17 protein-coding genes and 1 tRNA gene are annotated in these 20,564 nt (G+C 70.8%); 6 read left to right on the top strand and 12 right to left on the bottom strand.

Annotation, left to right across the window (positions count from 1 at the left end; all coding sequences use genetic code 11):
* Window positions 1–194 precede the first annotated feature (194 nt).
* The 3 genes from QSK36_RS41665 to QSK36_RS41655 form a co-directional block, all read right to left on the bottom strand.
* The gene (locus tag QSK36_RS41665; protein WP_225898741.1) at window positions 195–1,700 is read right to left on the bottom strand and encodes a trypsin-like serine peptidase; all 1,506 of its coding nucleotides are present in this window, start codon (window positions 1,698–1,700) and stop codon (window positions 195–197) included.
* A 390-nt stretch (window positions 1,701–2,090) separates the two neighbouring features.
* Window positions 2,091–3,122 carry a M4 family metallopeptidase gene (locus tag QSK36_RS41660; RefSeq protein ID WP_285786248.1) on the bottom strand — a complete coding sequence of 344 codons (1,032 nt, stop codon included), beginning with the start codon at window positions 3,120–3,122 and terminating at the stop codon, window positions 2,091–2,093.
* A 106-nt stretch (window positions 3,123–3,228) separates the two neighbouring features.
* A complete protein-coding gene (locus tag QSK36_RS41655; RefSeq protein WP_285786247.1) occupies window positions 3,229–3,897 on the bottom strand; it encodes a TetR/AcrR family transcriptional regulator in 669 nt (222 codons plus the stop codon).
* Between the two features lie 96 nt (window positions 3,898–3,993).
* Between QSK36_RS41655 and QSK36_RS41650 the strand changes: the two genes are divergently transcribed.
* The gene (locus QSK36_RS41650; RefSeq protein ID WP_285786246.1) at window positions 3,994–4,584 is read left to right on the top strand and encodes a TIGR03086 family metal-binding protein; all 591 of its coding nucleotides are present in this window, start codon (window positions 3,994–3,996) and stop codon (window positions 4,582–4,584) included.
* Here the strand turns inward: QSK36_RS41650 and rsmA are convergent.
* The 4 genes from rsmA to QSK36_RS41630 form a co-directional block, all read right to left on the bottom strand.
* The gene (rsmA, locus tag QSK36_RS41645) at window positions 4,560–5,447 is read right to left on the bottom strand and encodes a 16S rRNA (adenine(1518)-N(6)/adenine(1519)-N(6))-dimethyltransferase RsmA (protein WP_183542765.1); all 888 of its coding nucleotides are present in this window, start codon (window positions 5,445–5,447) and stop codon (window positions 4,560–4,562) included. The genes QSK36_RS41650 and rsmA overlap by 25 nt on opposite strands.
* Before the next feature lie 19 nt (window positions 5,448–5,466).
* Complete coding sequence (locus QSK36_RS41640) at window positions 5,467–6,324, bottom strand: TatD family hydrolase (RefSeq protein ID WP_285786245.1); 858 nt, start codon at window positions 6,322–6,324, stop codon at window positions 5,467–5,469.
* A gap of 2 nt (window positions 6,325–6,326) precedes the next feature.
* Window positions 6,327–7,913: a methionine--tRNA ligase gene (gene metG, locus QSK36_RS41635; RefSeq protein WP_285786244.1), complete on the bottom strand. Its 1,587-nt coding sequence runs from the start codon at window positions 7,911–7,913 to the stop codon at window positions 6,327–6,329.
* A gap of 72 nt (window positions 7,914–7,985) precedes the next feature.
* On the bottom strand, window positions 7,986–9,224 hold the full coding sequence (locus tag QSK36_RS41630) for a glycosyltransferase family 2 protein (protein ID WP_285786243.1): 1,239 nt from the start codon (window positions 9,222–9,224) through the stop codon (window positions 7,986–7,988).
* 395 nt (window positions 9,225–9,619) lie between these two features.
* Between QSK36_RS41630 and QSK36_RS41625 the strand changes: the two genes are divergently transcribed.
* Entirely contained in the window at window positions 9,620–11,119 is a 1,500-nt protein-coding gene (locus QSK36_RS41625; RefSeq protein WP_285786242.1) for a hypothetical protein, read from the top strand.
* Between the two features lie 80 nt (window positions 11,120–11,199).
* On the opposite strand, the gene rsmI is transcribed toward QSK36_RS41625, so the two are convergent.
* Window positions 11,200–12,021 carry a 16S rRNA (cytidine(1402)-2'-O)-methyltransferase gene (gene rsmI / locus QSK36_RS41620; RefSeq protein WP_139577252.1) on the bottom strand — a complete coding sequence of 274 codons (822 nt, stop codon included), beginning with the start codon at window positions 12,019–12,021 and terminating at the stop codon, window positions 11,200–11,202.
* Between the two features lie 208 nt (window positions 12,022–12,229).
* Between rsmI and QSK36_RS41615 the strand changes: the two genes are divergently transcribed.
* Together QSK36_RS41615 and QSK36_RS41610 are read left to right on the top strand one after the other, a co-directional pair.
* Window positions 12,230–13,735: a dolichyl-phosphate-mannose--protein mannosyltransferase gene (locus QSK36_RS41615; protein ID WP_183543135.1), complete on the top strand. Its 1,506-nt coding sequence runs from the start codon at window positions 12,230–12,232 to the stop codon at window positions 13,733–13,735.
* A gap of 116 nt (window positions 13,736–13,851) precedes the next feature.
* Window positions 13,852–15,225: a hypothetical protein gene (locus tag QSK36_RS41610; RefSeq protein ID WP_285786241.1), complete on the top strand. Its 1,374-nt coding sequence runs from the start codon at window positions 13,852–13,854 to the stop codon at window positions 15,223–15,225.
* Between the two features lie 79 nt (window positions 15,226–15,304).
* Here the strand turns inward: QSK36_RS41610 and QSK36_RS41605 are convergent, their stop codons facing one another.
* Both QSK36_RS41605 and QSK36_RS41600 read right to left on the bottom strand, forming a co-directional pair.
* A complete protein-coding gene (locus QSK36_RS41605; RefSeq protein WP_285786240.1) occupies window positions 15,305–16,135 on the bottom strand; it encodes a cellulose binding domain-containing protein in 831 nt (276 codons plus the stop codon).
* Between the two features lie 127 nt (window positions 16,136–16,262).
* Entirely contained in the window at window positions 16,263–16,661 is a 399-nt protein-coding gene (locus QSK36_RS41600) for a VOC family protein (RefSeq protein ID WP_502883460.1), read from the bottom strand.
* Window positions 16,662–16,752: 91 nt separating this feature from the next.
* Here QSK36_RS41600 and QSK36_RS41595 point away from each other — a divergent pair, with 91 nt between their 5' ends.
* Both QSK36_RS41595 and QSK36_RS41590 read left to right on the top strand, forming a co-directional pair.
* Window positions 16,753–17,709 carry a helix-turn-helix transcriptional regulator gene (locus tag QSK36_RS41595; RefSeq protein ID WP_285786239.1) on the top strand — a complete coding sequence of 319 codons (957 nt, stop codon included), beginning with the start codon at window positions 16,753–16,755 and terminating at the stop codon, window positions 17,707–17,709.
* A gap of 11 nt (window positions 17,710–17,720) precedes the next feature.
* Window positions 17,721–18,638, top strand: coding sequence for an amidohydrolase family protein (locus QSK36_RS41590; protein ID WP_285786238.1), 918 nt, complete (start codon window positions 17,721–17,723; stop codon window positions 18,636–18,638).
* 19 nt (window positions 18,639–18,657) lie between these two features.
* Here QSK36_RS41590 and QSK36_RS41585 read toward each other — a convergent pair whose 3' ends face one another.
* A complete protein-coding gene (locus tag QSK36_RS41585; protein ID WP_285786237.1) occupies window positions 18,658–20,100 on the bottom strand; it encodes a sensor histidine kinase in 1,443 nt (480 codons plus the stop codon).
* 347 nt (window positions 20,101–20,447) lie between these two features.
* Window positions 20,448–20,524 (bottom strand) — tRNA-Ala (locus QSK36_RS41580).
* Window positions 20,525–20,564: the final 40 nt, after the last annotated feature.

The following is a 20,564-nucleotide window of genomic DNA, read 5'->3' as shown; positions in this document are numbered from 1 at the left end:
GTCGTCCTGGTTTTGGGCGACGGGCGGGGCCACGTCGTCTGTGCCTGACCATGAGATCCGAGCTTAGCGTCACACGCCCCTCGGGACATCTCGCGAGTTTCCGCTGATCAACCGTGCCCGCGCAGGCGAAAAGGGCCCGGCCGGAGGCCGGGCCCTTCCCTTTACGGTCCAGTCAGAGCGTCAGAGAGCTAGTCTCAGACGATCTTGCCGGAAGCGAACTTCGCGGCGTACTGGTAGACAGCCAGGGTCTCACCGTCGAAGTACGGGGAGACGCTGGTGTCGATGCGCTTGTTGCCGTCGGTGTCGGAGACCGCGATGGTCACACCGTTCAGGTAACCAAGACGCTTGGTGCTGCTGTAGCGGTACAGCCAGGACGAGCCGATCGAGCCCTCACCGGTGAAGGAGGACTTGATCCCGACGAGCTCCTCGGCCTTCATGGACGGCGCGGCCGCCTTGAAGGTCTTGCCGTAGCTCCACTTGAGGGTCTTGCCGGTGAAGGCGTAGTTGCCGTCCGGGTGCGACCCGCTCGGGTAGCCGAACACGAAGACGGACGTGCCGATCTTCTGGTTGTAGGCCAGGCCCTGACCACCGACGTTGCTGCCGAGGGTGCCGACGTCCTTGAGGGCGATGTCGACCAGCCTGCCGCGCAGCTTGTAGTCGACGTCGAAGTTGCCCCAGTAGGTCGCCTTGTACCAGGCGTTGTCCTTGGCGAAGTAGAAGGCCTTGCCGTCGGACGACCAGCCGCCGTTGCCGAACTCGCCCTTGGAGACCCGGCTGACGACCGTGCCCCACGTCCTGTCCTGGTACGTGGAGGTGCCGTGGTCCTTGGCCTGGTTCTCCAGGGTGGTCCGGTTCGCGTCGGTGTTGCCGCCGAGCTGGTCGCGAGTGGCGGGCGCCTTCGTCGAGTCCGGCGTGCGGAGGGGGACCCGCTTGGTGTAGTCCACCACCGGCACGATCTTGCCCGCGAAGCCGGTGCTCTTGAGCTCCAGCTCCTTCTGAGCCTTCTCGGCCTCCGCCTTGGTCTCGAACGTGCGGTTGTCCACCCAGTTCTTGACCTTGTCGGTCGAGACGCTGGTGGGCAGGACGCCGTTGTACACGGTGACGAACGCGTAGTCGCGGTCGCCGTCCTCGTACACGTCGAAGTCGTAGTGGGTGTACGCGGTCTTACCCACGTAGATGCCCCACGGGGTCTTGCCCTGGTAGTAACCCGGGATGAACACCCACTTGTCGAGGGTGTCCTTGTTGCTCACCGTGTCGTAGACACAGTGACCCGCGGTCGCGACCAGGTTCTTGTACTGGCTCTGCACGGCGGTGGCCGAGCACCAGTGCGGCTTGTGGTCGGCGCCGATGAAGAACACCTTGCCGGTGGTCTTCGGCAGGTTGACGTTCTTCGACGTGCCGCTGGTGGCCTTCTTGTCACCGCTGGAGCCGACGACGCCGGCCTTGCTGTCCGCGGAGGCGCCACCGGTCGAGACGTGCTTGGTGGGCAGCGTCGTCTCGACGTTGTACGGGGTGGCGTTGACGAGGTTGGCCTTGTTCTGGCCGTACCAGAACGCCGCCACCTGCTTGGCGGCGTAGTTCGTGTTGGCCAGGTTGATGGGGGGGGCGACGTCGGTGTCGGCCTGTGCAGCGGGGGTGGCGACAGCGGCGGCGGCCAGCATGCCGACCGCGATGCCGCCGAGGGTGAGGGTGCGCTTCAACTTACTACTCCCTGGTCTGATCGTCGGGCGCCACTTGCGCCCCATCCGTCAGTAAAGGACGAGTAAGAAGCTATCTGAGGATTTGTGGCTTGTGACCGCCTTAAGTCGTTTCAGTCTGGTCGGCCGGTCAAGATCGCGACTTCCGTCGCCGCCCGAATCCCTCACAGCACTGTCACGTTTTCGCTGATCACAGATGCCGCCGTCGCAGACCCGTCACTGATCGTCACTGATCCAGCCAGGGTTCCAGTGTGATGTAAATCACACTGATCCGACGGAACGGGAAGGCTAGTTGATCACGTCAAACTCGCTCCGTCGGAGCGCCCGCACCCCCGTCGGAAGGGCCCCGGGGCGTGCCCCGCCCGAAATACCCGACCGGGCGGGGCACGGCGCTCAGAGGATGCCGCGGTCGGCGAACGCACCGGTGACGGCGCTCGCCGCGCTCGCGCCGTACAGACGCCGAGCAGCGGCGACGGTCGCCTCGGCGGCCGCCTTGAACGTGGTGCCGGGGGCGAAGTCGAACTGCGCCTCGATGATCAGGGTGCTCGCCTTGCGGTCGCCGAGCGCCCGGCGGATGTCCCACAGGGCGCGGGACCAGATCTCGCCGTCGGCGTGGACCTCGCCCCTGACGTCTTCGGGGTAGTGCTTGGTCCCGTCCAGGCGGCGCAGGCAGTGCGGGGCACTCGAGTAGCTCACCGAGTCCCAATCGGCCACGCAGGCCTCGTCCGTCCTGGCCGGAACACCGGTCGCCCAGCTGCTCACGGCCACGGCCAGATAGTCGCCGAAGGCCTCGCCGATCGCGCCGGACTCCAGCGTGGTGCCGAAACCGGGCACCTGGCCGTCCTGGACGCTGTGGCCGTACTCGTGGACGATCACCTCGGCGTCCTCGCCGTCGTCGATGCCGCCCTTGCCGAGGGTGATGTTGGCCTTGTCCTCGCGGAAGAAGGAGTTGTCGCCGCCGTACTGGTTGATGCGCAACTCGATCTGCCGCTGGTTCACCGGCCGCAGCGTGCTGCCGAAGCCGAGCGACTGGATGTAGTGCTGCGCGGTGGTCACCCAGTGGTAGCCCATGACCTGCTCGAACTGGTCCACGTCACGGTGGTACGCCGGGAAGGCGCCGCCGGCGGCCTTGGCGGCGCCGCCGGTCGAGCTCTTCACGACGACGTACCGGCCGGTGAGCGTGCCGGAGCCGTCGAGGTCGGTCAGCGTGACCTTCGTGTACGCCGGCCCCAGCGCGGGCAGGTCGGCGTCCTTGGCGTCGGCGAGGTCCTGCAGGCCGAGCTGCTGCACGGGGTTGGGGGCGAAAACGGTCGCCGTCGCGGTCGCCGTGTACGCACCGCTCCGCGCGGCGGCGGGCGTGACGGCCGCGCTCACGACGGCGGTGGCGAGGGCGGCGGCCAGGGCGGCGGAACGTTTGGGGAGCATGAGTCCTCCGGAGAAAAGTGCACAAGTACCGGAGATCGTCGTCTCACCCCAGATCGGCCGCAAGAGCCGATACACGTCCGCAATGATCAATTTCGGTCAGATCTGACTAACCCGACCGCCGCCATCGCCAGTTCAGCTCGCCCGGCTGCGGAGCCGGGCCGGGGAGAGCCGCCGCGTCGTCCCCGGCCGCATCGGCTCCGGTGACACCGTCGAGCACCATCGACAGGAAGCGCCGCCGCAGCTCCCGCGTACGCTCCGGGTCGGGCAGGCGGACGGCGGCGCACCCCTCCAGCACGAGACCGAAGTCATCGGCGACGACGTCACGGCGCAACCGTCCGGTCGCGTGGGCCCGCTCCACCAGCCGGCCCATCATCTCCCCGGCCCGCCGCGCGTCGCGTCCCATCTCCTCGGTCGGCGTGAAGGTGCCGGCGAGGTGGACCGTGAGCGAGTGCACGTCGGCGTCGACGATCCGTTCGAGGAAGACGACGAGGGCCTTCCAGGCATCCGGCTCGGTCTCGACGGCCTCCGCCTCCTCGATCCAGCGGCGCAGGCCGTCGTGGCACAACCTGCGCAGCAGGTCCTCCTTGCCGGGATATCTCCGGTAGAGCGCACTCATTCCGACCCCGGCCCGCTCCGCGACGGCCGCGACGGGCGCCTTCGGGTCGGCGAGGAAGACCTCCCTGGCGGCGTCGAGGATGGCGGCGTCGTTGCGCGCCGCCTGGCCCCGCCGTCCGGCGAGGCCGCTGGAACCGTGGTCGTCCGTCTGCTTCGGCATGCGCTCACAGTAGCAGTGGAACAGAACATTCCGTTCTGCTATAGTTCTCAGTAGCGGAACGGAACATTCCGGTCTGAACGAGGAGAGGGAACACCGATGAACGAGACCACGACGGCGAGCTGGCGGACCCTGCTGACCCAGGCGCACGACGCGTTGCGCGACGCCGTCGCGGGCGTCGGCGACGAGGCGTGGGACTCCGCCACTCCGTGCGAGAAGTGGTCGGTCACCCAGGTGCTGCAGCACGCGACCGGGGACCAGATCGCCTTCGCCGCAGCGATCACCGGTGGGGCGTGGCCCTCCGAGGACCCGTTCTCGCCCTCCGGCCGCATCGAGAGCGACCCCCGAGCGCACCTGGCCGCGGGGCTGGACGCTTCGGCCCGCGCCTGGGCGACGGTGGACGACGACGCCGAGCAGGTGCCGGTGCCGCTCCCCCAGGGCCCCATGCCCGCATGGCTCGCGGCCGGCGCGTGCGCGCTCGACGCGGCGGTGCACGCCTGGGACATCGCCGTGGCCACGGGGCAGCCCTCGCCGCTCACCCCGGAGACGGCCCTGCCGCTGATGGAGGTCGCCACCCGGATCGTCGAACCGCTGCGGGCCTACGGCGCGTACGCTCCCGCGTTGGAAGCCGGCGACGACGCCGGCGAAGTGGCCGTGCTGCTGGCCTACCTCGGCCGCCGGCCGATCTGATCCGGCTGGTGCGCCGCCGCCGCGACCCGCTGTTCGGCGATGCGGGCGAAGTCCTCGACCCTCAGCTGCTCTCCGCGCGCCGAGGGGTCGATCCCGGCCCCGAGCAGGGCCTTCTCCGCGGCGGCCGCCGTTCCGGCCCAGGAAGCGAGCGCGGCGCGCAGCGTCTTGCGGCGCTGGGCGAACGCCGCGTCGACGGCGGCGAACACCTCCTCGCGGGTCGCCGTCGTCGCCGGCGGCTCCCGCCGTACGAGCGAGACCAGGCCGGAGTCGACGTTCGGCGCGGGCCAGAAGACGTTGCGCCCGACCGGACCGACCCGGCGCACGTCGGCATACCAGGCGGCCTTCACCGAGGGAACGCCGTAGATGCGCGACCCCGGAGCCGCGGCGAGCCGGTCGGCGACCTCCGACTGCACCATCACCAGCCCGCGCCGCAGCGACGGCAGCACCTCCAGCAGGTGCAGCACGACCGGCACGGACACGTTGTACGGCAGGTTGGCGACCAGCGCGGTCGGCTCGGTCCCGAGCTCGGCGGGCCCGACCTTGAGCGCGTCGGCGTGCACCACGGTCAGCCGGCCGGCCACCTCGGGGGCCCGCTCGGCGACCGTCAGCGGCAGCTGCTCCGCCAGCACCGGGTCGATCTCCACGGCGACGACCTCGGCGACCTCCGGGAGCAGGGCGAGGGTGAGCGAGCCGAGCCCCGGCCCGACCTCGATCGCCACGTCGTGCGGCGTCACCTCGGCGAGCCGGACGATCCGGCGGACGGTGCCGCCGTCGATCACGAAGTTCTGCCCCAGCTTCTTCGTCGGCCGGATGTTCAGCTTCTCCGCGAGTGCACGCACTTCGACCGGCCCGAGCAGACTCATGCCTCCAGTGTCCCCCGCGCTACCAGGCGCCGAAGACGGTCTCGCCGTTGGCCGTGATCCGGGCGGCGAGGTCGGCGACGTCCATGCCCTTGACCTCCGCGAGACAGCGGAGCGTGAGCGGGATCAGGTAGGGCGCGTTCGGCTTGCCCCGGTGCGGCGTCGGCGGCAGGTAGGGCGCGTCGGTCTCGACCAGCATCAGCTCGGGCGGGGCCACCGCCGCCGCCTCGCGCAGATATCCGGCGTTCTTGTACGTCACCGGGCCGGAGAACGACATGAAGTAACCGGCGTCCACACACCGCTTGGCCATCTCGGCGTCGCCGGAGAAGCTGTGGAAGACCACCACGTCGGGGGCGCCCTGGTCGGCGAGCACGGCGAGCACGTCGTCGTGCGCGTCGCGGTCGTGGATGACCAGGGCCCTGCCGGTCCGCTTGGCGATCTCGATGTGCGCGCGGAAGCTGGCGTGCTGGTCGTCCTTCGACGCCCAGTCGCGGAAGTAGTCGAGTCCGGTCTCCCCCACCGCCCGCACGTGCGGCCGCCGCGCGAGGTCCTCGATCTCGGCGAGGACCTCGGGCGTGGAGGCGTGCGCCTCGTTCGGGTGGATGGCCACGGCCGCGTAGACGTCCCGGTGCTCGCCGGCCACCGCGGCGTTCCACCGCGAGGAGGGCAGGTCGTATCCCACCGTCACCAGGCGCGTCACGCCGACCGACTTCGCCTCGGCGAGGATCGACGCGACGCTCGCCCCGGCCGCCTGGGCCGCCAGCGCGACGGGATCACCGGAGGACGCCTGCCGGTTGCCGACCATGATGTCCAGGTGGCAGTGGCTGTCGAACACCTCCGCCGGCAGCGCCTCGGGCGGCGCGGGACGCTCACGCGACATGGTCAGGCGTTCTCCAGCCGCGGGAAGAGGATCTCGCCCTTGACGACCTGCGCCCCGGCGGGCAGCCTGCCCCAGGTGGCGACGTCGGCGATCCGCTGGTCGGCGAGCGCGCCCAGGTGCGGCTCCGCCCCGAGGGACGCCCACAGCTTGGCGCTCGTGGACGGCATGATCGGGTGGAGCAGAACTGCGATCGCGCGCAGCGACTCGGCCGCCGTGTAGAGGATCGTGGCGAGCCGCGCCTGCCCCTCGGGCGAGTCGTCCTTTGCCACCTTCCACGGCGCCTGGTCGCTCAGGTAACCGTTGACCTGCTTGACGAAGTCGAAGACGGCGCCGATGCCGCCGGCGAAGTCCAGGTTGTCACCGATCATGGTGTCCGCCTGGGCCGCCGCCGCGGCCAGGCCGTCCGCGATCGCCTTCTCGGCGGGGCCGGCGTCCGCCGCCTCGGGAAGTGTTCCGTCGAAGTACTTGCCGATCATCGCCGCGACCCGGGACGCCAGGTTGCCGAAGTCGTTGGCGAGTTCGGAGGTGTAGCGGGCGGAGAAGTCCTCCCAGGAGAACGAGCCGTCCTGGCCGAACGGGATCGCCCGCAGGAAGTAGTAACGGTAGGCGTCCACACCGAAGTGGCTCGTCAGATCGCGGGGCGAGATGCCGGTGAGGTTGGACTTGCTCATCTTCTCGCCGCCGACCATGAGCCAGCCGTTGGCGAACACGCGCCCCGGCAGCGGCAGGCCGTTCGCCATGAGCATGGCGGGCCAGATGATCGCGTGGAACCGGAGGATGTCCTTGCCGACCAGGTGCACGTTCGCCGGCCAGGTGGCGTCGAACTTCGCCTGGTCGGAGCCGTATCCGACGGCCGTGGCGTAGTTGAGCAGCGCGTCGATCCACACGTAGATGACGTGCTTGGGGTCCCAGGGGATCGGGACGCCCCAGTCGAAGGTCGACCGCGAGATCGACAGGTCCTGCAGGCCCTGCTTCACGAACTGCACGACCTCGTTGCGCGCCGAGGCGGGCTGGACGAAGTCGGGGTTCTGCTCGTAGAACTCCAGCAGGCGCGGGCCGTACGCCGAGAGCCTGAAGAAGTAGTTCTCCTCCTTCAGCCACTCCACCGGGCGCTTGTGGATCGGGCACAGGTCGCCCTCCAGCAGGTCGCCGGGGGACTTGTACTCCTCGCAGCCGACGCAGTAGGGCCCCTCGTAGCCGCCCTTGTAGATCTCGCCCTTGTCGTACAGGTCCTGCACGAACTCCTGGACGCGGTCGGTGTGACGCGGCTCGGTGGTGCGGATGAAGTCGTCGTTGGCGATCTGGAGGTGCTCCCAGAGCGGCTTCCAGGCGTCCTCGACGAGCTTGTCGCACCACTCCTGGGGCGACACGCCGTTCGCCTCGGCCGTGCGCATGATCTTCTGACCGTGCTCGTCCGTGCCCGTGAGGTACCACACCTTCTCGCCGCGCTGGCGGTGCCAGCGGGTGAGCACGTCGCCCGCGACGGTCGTGTAGGCGTGGCCCAGGTGCGGGGCGTCGTTGACGTAGTAGATCGGCGTCGTCACGTAGAACGCCGACTCCCCGGATGCAGTCGTTCCTGTAGCCGCCATGTGCGAATCCTATCGGCCCCGGGGAGATGACTCCCCGGGTTAAAACGCCGGTGGCGTCGTCAGGGACGCGACCTAGGCAACGGGCCCGCGACCGGCGGTCTCGGACTCGCGGCTGACGGCCTCGGCGGCCTCCTCGGCGGCGGACGCCGCGATGTCGACCGGGTTCTCCCGCGTACGGCGGATGCCGAGGATGCTGATGAACAGCGACGCGAAGATCGTCTGGAAGCTCATGACGAACGCGGTCGCCGAGGGCACGACGAGGCGCAGCGACTCGGCCGGGATCAGTTCGCCGAAGCCGCGGCCGCCCCAGTGGGCGAGCGAGGCCACCAGGCCGACGAGACCGGCCACGGCCAGGGCGCCACCCGCGAGCAGGCCCTTCTCCAGCGTGACGACGTCCACCAGCCTGCGGATGCGCCGGTCCTCGGGGAGGAAGCCCTCCTCGGCCGCGTACACCTTCGTGAACAACGCGAACAGCACGGCCTGGAAACCGCTGACCACCATCGCGGACGCGCCGACCAGCGTGTCGACGTCGAAGGCGAGCTTGCCGATGTAGACCGGGCCGAACGTCAGCGCGGCCCCGGCGACGAGACCGAGGCTCATGAGCACCAGGCCCGGGATGAAGAACAGCCAGCGCGGGCTGTAGAGCAGCAGGAAGCGCAGGTGGCGCCAGCCGTCCCGCCAGGAGCGCAGGTGCGGCGGGCGGGAGCGGCCGTCGGGCGACAGCGTGGTGGGCACCTCGCGGACGTCGAGCCCCTGCAGGGTCGCCTTCACGACCATCTCGGAGGCGAACTCCATGCCACCGGTCTGGAGTCCCAGCCGCAGGATCGAGTCGCGGCGGAAGCCGCGCAGTCCGCAGTGGAAGTCGCCGATCGCGCTGGGGAAGAACAGCCGGCCGATGAACGACAGGACCGGGTTGCCCAGGTAGCGGTGGAGCGGGGGCATGGCGCCCGGGGCGATGCCGCCGCGGAACCGGTTGCCCATGACCAGCTCGGCGCCGTCCCGGAGCTGCTCGACGAAGGGCATCAGGCTGGTGAAGTCGTAGGAGTCGTCGGCGTCGCCCATGATGACGTACTTGCCTCGGGCGGCGCGGATGCCGCCGATCAGGGCGTTGCCGTAGCCCTTCTCGTCAATATGGACAACCCGAGCGCCCGCGTCACGGGCCAGCTGTTGCGAGCCGTCGGTGCTGCCGTTGTCGGCGATGACCACCTCGCCGTCGATTCCGTTCTCGCGCATGCTGGTGAGAGCCTTGCGAACACAGATCTCAACGGTCTCGGCCTCATTGAGGCATGGCATGACAACGGTAAGTTCCACGTCGCAACTCCTCGCATATGACGGCAGGACACCAATGATGCCCGCTTCCCAGTAGCGTCCGAGTCAAGTCCGCGAAACGGCTGGCATTCTGTAACCGTGACTCCACCCACCGCTGGAGCGGCGGGCTCCCCGCGTCGCCGGCCAAGCGGCGTCGCAGAGGACGAGCCCGGCCCGGAGAATTCTCAGCGCGCCGGCCACGTCGGCGTGCGCGGTATGCCCGCAGGTGAAGTGCCGGAACTCCGGCCGGGTGGCGCGGTTTTCCGCCACATGCCCGCGGGTGTCCATTCGAAGGAACCGGCGAAATTCGAGGGGAGGAAGCGCGGACGCACCCGCCGGCTGAAGCAGGCGGTCGGCTCCGCGCGACTTTGATGGTCGCGATCGCGGATCCTCCGTCGGTGAACGCCTCCCCGGTCGGCGGCTGGGGCCGTCCGCTCGCCCTGCTGCGCCGCCACCGGGTCTTCGCGGTCACGCTCGGCGTCGCCTTCGTGCTGCGGATCGTCACGATGCTGGGCTTCGGCCCGGCCATGTGGTTCAACGACTCCTACGACTACGTGTCCGTGGCGCTGCGCCCGCGTCCGCACCCGATCCGCCCGGACGGGTACAGCTTCTGGCTGCTGCTGCTCAAGCCGTTCCACAGTTTCTCGCTCGTGGTGCTGACCCAGCACCTCATGGGCCTGGCGGCGGCGTTCCTTATCTATGCGCTGCTGACCAGAAGATTTGGGATGCCAGGCTGGGGGGCGACGCTGGCCGCCGCCCCCGTGATGTTCGACGCCTACCAGATCCAGCTCGAACAGCTGATCATGTCGGACACCATGTTCATCCTGCTCGTCGTGGGCGTGGTGACGCTCGTGCTGTGGCGGGAGCGGATGACCTGGCAGGGCGGGACCGTGGTCGGCCTGCTGCTCGCGCTGACGGCGCTGACCCGGAGCATCGGCCTGCCCATCCTCGCCCTGGTCGTGGCCTATCTGGTGATCAAGCGGGCGGGCTGGAAGCCGATCGCCGCCATGATCGCCGCGTGCGCGCTGCCCGTGCTCGCCTACATGGGCTGGTTCAAGGCGGTGAACGGCCAGTTCGCGATGACCAACAGCGACGGGGTGATCCTCTACATGAGGACGTCGCTGTTCGCCGACTGCCACAAGATGAACATCGACGAGCGCCGCGAGCTCGAGCTGGCGCTGCTGTGCATCAACGTCGCGCCCAAGGACCGCGGCCTGTCCGCGCAGGCGTACCTGTGGTGGGACGACCAGAACCAGCTCCACGTCTTCGGCTCGGGCATGAAGTTCACCCCGGAGATCAACGCGAACGCCAGCGCGTTCGCGAAGAAGGCGATCCTGTCCCAGCCGGGCGACTACCTGGCCGCGGTGTCCAAGGACTTCTTCCGCGCCTTCCAGTGGGGCCGCCCGCGGTTCCCCGACGCCAAGACCTTCCTGCAGTACGAGTTCGACAACGAGTACACCCGCAAGCTGCCCAAGTGGAGCTCCTACCACAGCACCACGGACAAGGACGCCGAGGCGTACGAGAACGGCCCGGCCGCGACGAACGTGGTCTCGCCGTGGTCGGACATCATGATCGGCTACCAGAAGGTCGTACGGCTGCCGGGCATCGTGCTGGGCCTGCTGCTGCTGTTCGGCCTGTACGGCGTGGCGCGACGCTGGCGCGACCTCGGCGGGCCCGAGCTGCTGCCCTGGCTGGGGGCGGTGGGACTGATCCTGGCCCCGGCGGCGACTGCCGAGTTCGACTACCGCTACCTGCTGCCCGCGGTGCCGCTCGCCTGTCTCGCCGCCGGCATCACCGCCGCCGGTCTGCTGGGCCGTCCCTCGCCGCGGTTGTCCTCCCTGCGCCTGTCGCCGCTGCGCCCGTCGCTGCGGTCGCGGCGCCGCCCCTCGCTCCGCTGACCCGGCACGCGGCGCCCGGTCCCCGCCCGGGGGTCAGGCGCCGCGGATCGCGTTTCCCGGGGTCGGGCGTTCTCCCGGGGTCAGACGCCGTGGACGGCGTTGTAGAGGTCGCGCTTGGGGACGCCGGCCGACTTGGCCACCTCGACGATGGCCTGCTTGCGCGGCACGCCCGCGCCCTCGCGCCTGGCCACCTCCTCGACCAGTTCCTCGATGCCCGGCGCGGCCTCCTCGGCGGTCCGTCCCGCCACCACCAGCGTGATCTCGCCCCTGACCTCGCCCGCGGCCCATTCGGCCAGCTCGCCGAGGCCGCCGCGCCGCACCTCCTCGTAGGTCTTGGTGAGCTCCCTGCAGACGGCGGCGGGCCGCTGCGCGCCGAAGGCCTCCGCCATCGCCTCCAAGGTCGCGTGCAGGCGGTGCGGCGCCTCGAAGAACACCATCGTGCGCTCCTCGGCCGCCAGCGCCGCCAGCCGCCTGGCCCGCTCCCCCGGCTTTCGCGGAGGGAACCCCTCGAAACAGAACCGGTCGCTCGGCAGGCCGGAGACGGCGAGGGCGGTCGTCACAGCCGACGGGCCGGGCAGCGCCGTCACGGGCAGACCGGCCTCGACCGCGAGGCGAGTGAGCCGATAGCCGGGGTCGGAGACGCCCGGCATCCCCGCGTCGGTGATCACGACGACGGTGCGCCCCTCGCGCAGCGCCTCCAGCAACTCGGCGGCCCTGGCACTCTCGTTGGCGTCGTAGTAGGACACCACGCGGCCCCCGATGGCGATCTCCAGGTCGGCCGCGAGCCGCCGCAGCCGGCGGGTGTCCTCCGCGGCGATCACGTCGGCCGCGGCGAGCACCTCGCGCAGCCGTGGGGACGCGTCTTTGGGCTGGCCGATCGGGGCTGCGGCGAGAACGAGCACGCGTCCACCCTATGGCGGGCGTGAAACATTCATCGACGAGCGGCCGGTTGGCCCAATCCACGCGCGACCCGTGTCCTTGGCGGGGACTCACCAGTAATCTGTCGGCGTGGCCGTGACCGACTATTCTCACAAGGCGTTCGAGCAGCCGGAAGAGGGACCACAGGACAACGCTCCCGCGGTTTCCCTGCGCGACCGGCTCGTGCCGCCCATGCCCGGCAGCGCCATGTGGGGCTGGCTCGGCCCCATCCTGGTCGCCCTCTTCGGCGGGTTCCTCCGGTTCTACCGGCTGGGCACACCGCATTCGGTCGTCTTCGACGAGACGTACTACGCCAAGGACGCCTTCGCCACCGTCAAGTACGGCGTCGAACGGCAGTTCGTGGACGGCGCGGACAAGCTCCTGCTCGCCGGCAACGAGCACATCTTCAAGCAGTGCGGCTCGGTGGGCGAGTGCGCCTCCTACGTGGTGCACCCGCCGGTCGGCAAGTGGCTGATCGGCTTCGGCGAGATGATCTTCGGAGCGAACCCGTTCGGCTGGCGCTTCACCGCCGCGCTGCTCGGCACGCTGTCCATCCTGATCCTCGCCCGCACGGCCCGCAGGATGACCCGCTCGACGCTGCTCGGCTGCGCGGCAGGCCTGCTGCTGTCCCTCGACGCCCTCCACTTCGTGCTGTCCCGTACGGCGCTGCTGGACATCTTCCTGATGTTCTGGGTGCTCGCCGGCTTCGCCTGCCTCGTGGCCGACCGGGACTGGTCCCGCGGCCGGCTCGCGGACTGGCACGAGGCGGGGTCGCCCGCGGACGGTCCGCGGCTGGGCCTGCGGCCCTGGCGCCTGGCCGCCGGGGTGTGCCTCGGCCTGGCCATGGCCACCAAGTGGACCGGCGGCTTCTACATCGCCGCCTTCGCGATCATGTCGCTGCTGTGGGACGCCGGCGCCCGGCGGGCCGTCGGAACGCCCCGGCCGTACGGCGTGGTCGTCCGTCGCGACCTGCCGCTCGCCGCGGCGTGGATGGCGGTCGTCCCGATCGTCACCTACGTCCTGTCGTTCACGGGGTGGTTCGTCACCGACAAGGGATACGGCCGCAACTGGGACCAGGCCACATCGAGCGGCCCGGTCTACTTCGTCATCGACTCGCTCCGCTCGTGGTTCGACTACCAGAAGCAGGTGCTCACCTTCCACACCGGTCTGGAAACGAGCCACCCGTACCAGTCCGAGCCGTGGCAGTGGCCGCTGCTGCTGCGCCCGGTGGCGTTCTTCTACGAGTCGCCGAAGAACTGCGGCGCCGCCTCCTGCTCCTGGGCGGTCCTCGGCACCGGAACGCCGGTCATCTGGTTCGCCGGTGTGCTCGCGCTGATCGGCATGATCGCCTGGTACGTCGCGACCCGCGACTGGCGGGCGGGCGCGGTGCTGCTCGGCTACGCCGCCGGATGGCTGCCGTGGTTCTACTTCGCCATCGCGGACAACCGGACGATGTTCATGTTCTACGCGATGCCGATGGTGCCGTTCATGATCCTGGCACTCGTGCTGGCCTGCGGGCTGATCATCGGCAGCGAGAATCCGGCCCGGCCCAACCGGCGTGTGACCGGCACGGCCGTGGTCGGCGCGTTCGTGCTCCTGGCTCTGGTGAACTTCGGGTGGCTCTATCCCGTGATCGCCGCCGAGTCCATCCCGTACGACTCCTGGCACGCGAGGATGCTGTTCGACTCGTGGATCTGACACCCCCGTATGGTTGGGCGCGTACGTCGCGCCCTAAGGTGCACCCAGAGGGGGGGTGGTCGCGAGTGATGCCCGGTCGTCGTCAACGATGGGGTCGATACGGCAGACTGCGGGTCATGCCCGCACCTGACGTCGCCGCGCTCCTCGCCCAACTGGAGCGCTCCGAGCCGGACGTCGCCGAGCCCGCCCGCGTCGCGGTCGAGTGGCTCGCCGGCGGCGAGGCGCTGGAGACCATCAGCCAGTTCGACGTGTGCGAGTTCCTCTGGTACACGCTGCCGATCAAGGTGCCGGGCGACCAGGCGACCATCGCCAGGGCCCTCGGCCGGCTGCTCAGGCTCGCGGGCATGGAGCGTTACGCCGCCCTGTGCGACTCCCCGGCCACCGCCCGGATCCTGCTGACGTACGCCAGGGAGGGCGAGGAGGCCGGGGCCGCCGCCTACCACCGTGAGCTCGAGGCCACCGGGGTGCTGCCCCCCGACATCGCCGAGCTGTCGTGGAGCTCGATCATGGGGCCGGAGGAGCTCGGGGCGCACGTCGCGTGCGCGGCCGCCCTGGAGCTGGCCATCGTCACCGGCGACCCGGTGGACCGTGAGGAGCTGACCCGCCGCTGGCTCACCGCGCCCCGCGCCGAGCTGGGCGGCGACTGCTGGCTGCACCGGGTCCACGGCGAGCGGCTGAACCGCTGGGTGCTCGGACGCGGCACCGCCCGCCGCGAGCTCGCCCAGCCCTTCGAGGTGCGGCTGCACGCCCCCATCGCGGCTCCGGACGAGCCGCACCTGGAACCGCTGCGCTGGCTGCTCGGCCTGGCCCGCACCGGGGTACGCCTGACCGAGCGGCTCAACGTCGGGCGTGCCGTGGCCGCCGAGGCGGCCGACCGGTTCGGCTGGGGCAATCGGACCAGGTCCGGGGTGGTGCGCGGCGAGGCCGACGTGCCCGCTCTCACCGAGCTGCGGCAGATCGCCGTACACGACCTCGGGGCGCTGCGGCGCAGCGGCCGGAGGCTGGTGCTCACCACCACGGGCAGGAACCTGCTGGACGACCGCGCCGCGATGTGGGAGGCGGCCGCGCCCACGCTGCTCGTCCCCGCCCCCGGGGAGCACGACTTCGAGGTCTCCATCCGCGAGTCGGCGCTGATGATCCTGGTGGACCGCGACGTGGTGCGGGACGGCGAGCTGCGCGACCGGGTCGCCGAGGTGGTCAACGGCGAGGGCTGGCGCGCCACGGACGGCGGCCGGGTCGGCGGCGCCGACCTCACCGGCCCGCTCGCCCGGCTCCGGCACCGCCTCGACGCCCTCGGGCTGGATGCCGCGGCCCAGACGCCGGAGGCGACGGGCCCAGCGCCGGAGACGGCGGCGGGCCGAGCGTCCGAGAGCGCGAGGCGTGCGGCGGACGCCGTGCCGTGGCGGCTCACGGACGCCGGGCGGCGCGCCGCGCTCGCCGCGCTGCGCGCCCAGGCCCTGCGCCCCCGCCAGTACGCCGGCCTCGGCTGAACCCGGCGGGCACCCCCCGCGCTCCCCGCGTGCACCCCGCGGGCTCCACGGGGTGCCCGCGAAGCGGGTGAGGGCGACCTCAGGCGGGGGTGCAGGGCGCGCCGTTGAGACGCCACTGCACGGGGTTGGAGTTGACCCCGGAGTAGTACCCGTTGAAGCCGATGTACACCGTCTGACCGGGAGCGATGTCGCTGCCCCAGGACGGGGCCGCCGCCGTCACCTCGGAGCCGGTCTGGGACCAGGTGGCCGACCACCCCGACAACACCATCTGCCCCGAGTCGGTGAAGAGGAACGTGAGCCGCCAGTCGTGTACGGGTGCGGCGCCGGTGTTGGTGATCGAGATGTTCGAGCTCATGGTGCCGTTGAAGCCGAACGATCGGTAGGTCACCCGGCAGGTGATCGGCCGTGGGGACGGCGACGGCGTGGTGATGACGTCGTTGTAGATCCTCACGGTCACGGACCCCGACGCGGGCGAGACGGCTCCCTCTGTGTCCACGGCCACGACGTGCAGCTCGTGGTCCTCGAAAGCGACACCGCTGGGCGGCCAGCGCAGGGTGAGGTCGCCACCGGTGGCGTTGGGCCCGAAGGTCGCCTTGACGGACGTGACGCCGTCGCGCGTCTCCTGCACCCGGTAACAGGCGATGCCGTCCTCGTCGGTGGCGGGCGCCCAGCGCAGGCTGACCGCGTTCAGGAGCACATGGACGATCTCCGGCGTCCCCGGAGCGGTCGGCGGCGTGCCCGCCGACGGCGTGCCCGGCTCGCAGGGGATGGGCGTGGGCGGCGGCGGCGCCGTCGTCAGGGCGACGACCGCGGCCCCCGCCTCGGTCCTGGCCGCCGCCGGCACGACGAGCGCGGCGACCGCCAGCAGCACCGCCGTCACCCAGGCGCCCATCCCCGTCTTCGATCTCATCGTCCGCACTCCTCGTGTGGTCAACGGCTCGGTGACGGCGATCGTGAGCGCCGGGCGACGGCCGGTCAACGGGCGGCGGCTCGCACGGCCGTACGCGCCTGGTGGGCGGCGCACGGTGCTGCAACTTTCAGGCGCGGCCGTCGAGAACCTCCAGGTAGTGGGCGTTGTACATGATCCCCAGGAGGTTGCCGAACGGGTCGACGACCGAGGCGGTGACGAACCCGGGGCCGCGCTCCGTCGGCGCCTCGTGCTGGGCGGCGCCCATCGACAGCAGCCTGGCCAGGCTCGCCGTCACGTCGTCGACGTGCCAGTAGACGATGGCCCCGCCCGGCCCGCCCGCGTCGTGCGGCGCGTAGCGGCGGTCGATCAGTCCCAGTTCGTGCTGGTAATCACCGAGGCGGAACTCGGCGTAGGCGAGCCGCCCGTCCGGTCCCCGGCGCTCGAAGTACGCCTCCACGCCAAGCAGCTCCGCGTACCACCTCTTCGCCTGCTCGACGTCGTCCGCCCAGAAACTCACGGTCGTCATTCCGCGCAACATTCGTGCTCCCTTCGTTGGAGATGAACGCTAGGAGGCCTTGAGGAACGTATGGTTCCGCAATGCGCGGGAGACTGTGCCCATGCTGGAAACCTCCGTACGGCTGTTGCGGTTGCTGGCGCTGCTCCAGGCGCGGCCCGGCTGGTCCGGCGCCGAGCTGGCGGACCGCCTCGCGGTGACCACCAGGACCGTGCGCAACGACGTCGAGCGGCTGCGGATCATGGGCTACGAGATCCACTCGACGACCGGCACGGCCGGCGGTTACCGGCTGGGCGCGGGGTCCGCCCTGCCCCCGCTGCTGCTGGACGACGAGGAGGTCGTCGCGGTGGTCGTCAGCCTGCAGGCCGCCGCGGGCAGCACCGTGACCGGCATCGAGGAGACCTCGCTGCGCGCGCTCACCAAGCTCCAGCGCATGCTGCCGTCGCGGCTGCGGCACCGGATCGAGGCCGTACGCGCCGCCACGGTCGCGGTGCCGGGCCGCGGCCCCACCGTGGATCCCGAGACGCTGACATCGATCGCCGCGGCCGTCCGCGACCGCGAGACCCTGCGCTTCGACTACCTCGACCACCGGGGCGACGAGGGGCGCCGCACGGCCGAGCCGCACCGGCTCGTGTTCACCGGGCGGCGCTGGTATCTGCTGGCCTGGGACGTCGACCGGCGCGACTGGCGGACCTTCCGCGCCGACCGCGTGCGGCTCCGCACCCCCAACGGCCCCCGCTTCACCCCGCGCGAACCACCCGAGGGCGACGCCGCCGCCCACGTCGTACGCGGGGCGGGCTCGGCCGCCTGGAGACACCCGGCCGTCGTGAGGCTGCACGCGCCCGTCGAGGTCATGGGCGCGAGGCTCACCGCCGCGGCCGGCCTGCTGCGCGCCGACGGCGCGGACGCCTGCGTGCTGGAGACAGGCGGCGACTCACTCCACAATCTGACGGCCTTCCTCACCGCACTCGACGTGCCCTTCACCGTGCTCGACCCGCCCGAGCTGCGCGCCCACCTGCGTGCGCTCGCCGAGCGCTACCGGGCGGCGGGGGGCGGGTAGCGTGTGAGGTCATGCCGGACGAGACACATGCCGCGGACGACGACATCCGACACGTGAACGCGTTCTGGCGGAGGCTGGGCCTGCCCGGTCTGATCGACGTCCACACCCATTTCATGCCGGAACGCGTCCTGACCAAGGTGTGGGCGTACTTCGACTCCGCCGGGCCGCTCGTCGGCCGGACCTGGCCGATCACCTACCGGCTGCCCGAGGACGACCGCGTCGAACGGCTCAGGGCGTTCGGCGTGCGGGCGTTCACCTCCATGCTCTACCCCCACAAGCCCGGCATGGCGGAGTGGCTGAACGACTGGGCCGCCGGCTTCGCCGCCCGCGTGCCCGGCTGCCTGCACACGGCGACGTTCTTCCCCGAATCCGGCGCCGCGCGATACGTCGCGCGGGCGGTCGAGGCGGGCGCCCGCGTGTTCAAGGCACACCTCCAGGTCGGCGGGTACGACCCCAACGACCCGCTGCTCGACGAGGTCTGGGGGCTGCTGGAGGACCACGGCATCCCGGTGGTGACCCACTGCGGATCAGGCCCGGCCCCCGGCCCGCACACCGGGCCGGAGCCGATCGCGGCCCTGCTCGCCCGGCATCCCCGGCTGCCGCTCGTGATCGCCCACATGGGCACTCCCGAGTACGCCGAGTTCCTCGCCCTGGCCCTGCGTCATCCGGCGGTCTGCCTGGACACGACGATGGCCTTCACCGGCTTCACCGAGGAGACCGCGCCCTTCCCCCGGGATGCCGTCCCGCTGCTGCTGGAGCTTCAGGACCGCGTCCTGCTCGGCACCGACTTCCCCAACATCCCCTACCCGTACGCGGAGGCGCTGTCGGCCCTGGCCGGTCTGGGCCTGGGGGACGGGTGGCTGCGCGCCGTCTGTCACGACAACGCCGCCAGGATCTTCGGTCTGTACGAGGCGAACGGCCGAAGGTGATCCTCGCGGAGCGGGGGGTTCAGGAAGACAGGCTGTCGTCGGCCGGTGCCGTCGTCACCTCGGCGGGAGCGGACGGGAGGCACAGGACGAAGCGGGCGCCGACGGGGCTGTCCTCGATCGTCAGGCTGCCGCCGTGGGTCTGCGCGATCTGCCTGGCGATCGGCAGCCCCAGCCCCGCGCCCCCGGCGTCCCTGCTTCGAGCCGCGTCCAACCGGGTGAACCGGTCGAACACCATCTCGCGCTTGTCCCGTTCGATGCCCGGCCCGTCGTCGACGACTTCCAGCACCGCCGCACCCTGCGTAAAGCGGCGATCGCCGCAGTCGCCGCCGGGCTCGTGCCGTACGGACACGGTGATCGTCGAGGAGGCGTGCCGTTCGGCGTTGTCGAGGAGGTTGGTCAGCAGGCGGGCCAGACCCACCCTGTCGCCGAGCACGAGCGCCCCGGGCTGGAGGGCGGAATCGATCCGCTTGGCCGGGTGACGGCGGTTGCGCAGCTCAGCGGCCACGACCTCGGCCAGATCGAGCCGGTGCTGCTCGCCGCGCATGCCGTGGTCGAGTCGTTCGAGGGTGAGCAGGTCGTGCACGATCGCCTGTAGCCGGTCGAGGCTGGGCAGGAGGACCGAACCCAGCTCGGGCACGCTGGTCTCCTGCGGCGCGAGAAGCCCGTCCTCCACCTCCGCGCGCATGGCCGCTATCGGAGTGCGCAGGTCGTGGGAGGCGTTGGAGACGAACTCACGCTGTTGCCGCAGCGCGCTCTGCACCTGCCGCAGCGCGGTGTCCAGCCGGCCGAGCGTGTGGTTCACGCTCTCGGCCATCCCCTGGATCTCGTCGTCCGTGGCCGGCACCGGCACACGGCGACCGGGGCAGTCCCCGTTGATCTCGTCGAGCTCCGCCCGGATGGCGTTCACCGGCCTGAGCGATGCCCGTACGTTCCGGTAGCCGAGGTAGGTGATGGCCGCGGCCAGCGCCGCCGCGCCCACTCCCACCAGCCCGGCCAAGCGGGGGTCGACCCACGGGGGCACCTCCGGGGAGGCGCTGTAGACCATCCACCTCTGGCCCGCGCGGTGCGCCCACTGCGCCACGACGATGTTGCAGTCGGCAGCCGGGAAGACGCCGCCGCACACGACGCAGGTCGCGCTGTTCCTGCTGTCCCGCGGGATGAAGCGCGCCATCCTCGGCATGCCCCGCACATCGGGGGTCGAAGCGACCACGCGGCCGGATGGGTCGACCACCTGAAGGTGGCGGAACTCGCGCCCGGCAAGGGGATAGGCCAGCTGTCCCCGCTCCATCTGGACGGCCACGCGGCCGCCCGCCGCCGCGACCTCCCTGGTGACGGTGTCGCTGGCGTAGTGGTGCACGGCCGTCATGAGGAGCAGGGCCAGCAGCGCGCACAGCAGGGTGGCCACCACCCCGGTGAACAGGGTGATGCGGCTGGTGATGGAGAAACGGCCCTGCAGGTTCATCCTGTCCCCTCCGGCCAGTGGACCACACGGGGCGGAAAGGGCCGGGAAAGAGGCGATCCCTCAATCCCCACGGAGCGTCAAGACCCTGCCCGCATCTCCTGTGGAACGCCAGGGGTTCTTCCACGTCTCCTCCACGGGAGACAGCCGCTGACCACGGGCCCCTGCCCTCCTCGGCCTCCATCAGGTCGCAAAAGGACCTGTAACGGCCGGCGCCGGCCGACCAAGGCGCGAGAAACCAAGGCTTCCCACTCACCTTCGGGGGCCTTGACGTGGCGGCCCCCGAAGGTGCATCCGGCTCCGAGCAGCGAAAAGGCCCGCCAGGTGGATCACCTGACGGGCCTTCGTCGTGGTGGAGCTATGGGGATTTGAACCCCAGACCCCTTCGATGCGAACGAAGTGCGCTACCGGACTGCGCTATAGCCCCAACGACCTCGACTAGATTAGCAAACTCTGCGGGGTGTTCG

It is taken from the genome of Microbispora sp. NBRC 16548 (assembly GCF_030268985.1).
GTDB lineage: Bacteria > Actinomycetota > Actinomycetes > Streptosporangiales > Streptosporangiaceae > Microbispora > Microbispora catharanthi.
Note: the sequence above shows the minus strand (reverse complement) of the source record. Positions and strands in the feature narration are given on the sequence as shown.

Excerpts from the sequence above, each read along its gene's own strand:
- QSK36_RS41660 (WP_285786248.1), bottom strand. The coding sequence starts at position 3,122 with ATGCTCCCCAAACGTTCCGCCGCCCTGGCCGCCGCCCTCGCCACCGCC.
- QSK36_RS41655 (WP_285786247.1), bottom strand. The coding sequence starts at position 3,897 with ATGCCGAAGCAGACGGACGACCACGGTTCCAGCGGCCTCGCCGGACGG.
- QSK36_RS41650 (WP_285786246.1), top strand. The coding sequence starts at position 3,994 with ATGAACGAGACCACGACGGCGAGCTGGCGGACCCTGCTGACCCAGGCG.
- rsmA (WP_183542765.1), bottom strand. The coding sequence starts at position 5,447 with ATGAGTCTGCTCGGGCCGGTCGAAGTGCGTGCACTCGCGGAGAAGCTG.
- QSK36_RS41640 (WP_285786245.1), bottom strand. The coding sequence starts at position 6,324 with ATGTCGCGTGAGCGTCCCGCGCCGCCCGAGGCGCTGCCGGCGGAGGTG.
- metG (WP_285786244.1), bottom strand. The coding sequence starts at position 7,913 with ATGGCGGCTACAGGAACGACTGCATCCGGGGAGTCGGCGTTCTACGTG.
- QSK36_RS41615 (WP_183543135.1), top strand. The coding sequence starts at position 12,230 with ATGCCCGGCAGCGCCATGTGGGGCTGGCTCGGCCCCATCCTGGTCGCC.
- QSK36_RS41610 (WP_285786241.1), top strand. The coding sequence starts at position 13,852 with ATGCCCGCACCTGACGTCGCCGCGCTCCTCGCCCAACTGGAGCGCTCC.
- QSK36_RS41605 (WP_285786240.1), bottom strand. The coding sequence starts at position 16,135 with ATGAGATCGAAGACGGGGATGGGCGCCTGGGTGACGGCGGTGCTGCTG.
- QSK36_RS41600 (WP_502883460.1), bottom strand. The coding sequence starts at position 16,661 with ATGACGACCGTGAGTTTCTGGGCGGACGACGTCGAGCAGGCGAAGAGG.
- QSK36_RS41595 (WP_285786239.1), top strand. The coding sequence starts at position 16,753 with ATGCTGGAAACCTCCGTACGGCTGTTGCGGTTGCTGGCGCTGCTCCAG.
- QSK36_RS41590 (WP_285786238.1), top strand. The coding sequence starts at position 17,721 with ATGCCGGACGAGACACATGCCGCGGACGACGACATCCGACACGTGAAC.
- QSK36_RS41585 (WP_285786237.1), bottom strand. The coding sequence starts at position 20,100 with ATGAACCTGCAGGGCCGTTTCTCCATCACCAGCCGCATCACCCTGTTC.